Raw genomic sequence first — 1,598 nt, 5'->3', positions numbered from 1 at the left:
GATCCGCGCGCCGCGGCCTTCCAGCGTCGCTTCCCAGCGGATCGCCACCCCAGCCACGTGCAGCCGGGCCAGCGCCTCGATCGCTGCGCGTTCCTCGTCGCGGCCCTTGCGCAGCAGCGCAGCGACCGGGATGTCGGTGTTGTCCGCGGCCATCGCGGTGCACACCCCGTCCGGTCCGAGTTCCAGCAGCGCGCGCACACCGTGCCGGTGCAGCGTGCCGATCGCGTCGGCGAAGCGGACGGGCTCGGAGGCGTGGCGCAGCCAGTGTTCCGGTTCGGCGAGGTCGGCTTCCCGTCCGGACACGGTGGACACGATCGGGATTTGCGGTTCGTTGAAGGACAAACCGACCAGGACGGAACGGAAATCCGCCAGCATCGGATGCATCAGCGGCGAGTGGAAGGCGTGGCTGACGGCGAGGCGGCGCGTTTTGCGCTCGGTGCCTGCCACGATCTCATCGAGCGAATCGGCGGCGCCGGACAGCACTATCGACCGCGGCCCGTTGATCGCGGCGATCCCGATGTCCGAGCGGCCCGCGATCAACTCTGCTGCCTCGTCCTCGGTGGACTGCACGGCGAGCATCGCACCGCCCGCGGGCAACTCCTGCATCAAGCGGCCGCGCGCCACGACCAGCTTCGCCGCGTCGGGCAGCGACAGCACGCCCGAGACGTGCGCGGCGGCGATCTCGCCGATGGAGTGCCCGGCCAGGTAATCCGGCCGCACGCCCCAAGATTCCACGAGCCGGAACAGCGCCACCTCGACCGCGAACAATGCGGGCTGGGTGAACTCGGTGCGCTCCAGCAGGTCGGGATCGCAACCCCACATCACTTCCCGCAGCGGACGAGGCAGTTGCGGGTCGAGTTCCGCGCACACCGAGTCCAACGCCTCGGCGAAGACCGGGAAGCGGGCGGCGAGTTCGCGGCCCATGCCGAGCCGCTGCGATCCCTGACCGGAGAAGACAAATCCGGTCAGGCACTCATCGGCCGCTTGTCCAGTCGCGAGTTCGCCGAAATCGTCGGCGAGCAGCACGGTCCGGTGCTCGAACTCCGAGCGTGCCGCGGCGAGCGTGCGGGCGAGGTCGATCGCGGGAATTCCGGGGTGCTGCTCGGCGAAGTCCTGCACGCGGCGCACGTGCTCCGCCAGCGCTTCCGGGCTGCGCGCGGAAATCGGCAGCGCGACCACACCCGGCGTCACCGACTGCTCGCGTGGTTCGTCGGCGACCTCCGGGGCCTGCTCCAGGATCACGTGCGCGTTGGTGCCGCTGATGCCGAACGACGACACTCCCGCGCGCCGCGCGCGCTCCACCGCGGGCCAGGCCGTGGCTTCGGTGAGCAGATCCAGCGCACCCGAGTTCCAGTCCACATTGGAAGAAGGAGCTTCCGCGTGCAGGCTCTTCGGCAGCACGCCGTGCCGCATCGCCAGCACCATCTTGATGACGCCCGCGATCCCGGCCGCCGCTAGGGTGTGCCCGATGTTGGACTTCACCGATCCCAGCAGCAGCGGGTCCGTGCGATCCTGCCCGTAGGTCGCCAGCAACGCCTGCGCCTCGATCGGATCGCCGAGCGTGGTACCGGTCCCGTGCCCCTCGACGGCGTCCACAT

1 protein-coding gene is annotated in these 1,598 nt (G+C 70.2%); it reads right to left on the bottom strand.

The window, feature by feature from the left end; translation table 11 throughout:
* Nucleotides 1–1,598: type I polyketide synthase (locus IJH84_RS09410; protein WP_295142793.1), on the bottom strand; the 1,598-nt coding region annotated here is incomplete at both ends.

Source organism: Saccharopolyspora sp., from assembly GCF_017434145.1.
Lineage (GTDB): Bacteria > Actinomycetota > Actinomycetes > Mycobacteriales > Pseudonocardiaceae > Saccharopolyspora_C > Saccharopolyspora_C galaxeae.
The sequence above is the reverse complement of the archived record's forward strand: the minus strand, read 5'-3'. Positions and strand labels throughout refer to the sequence as shown.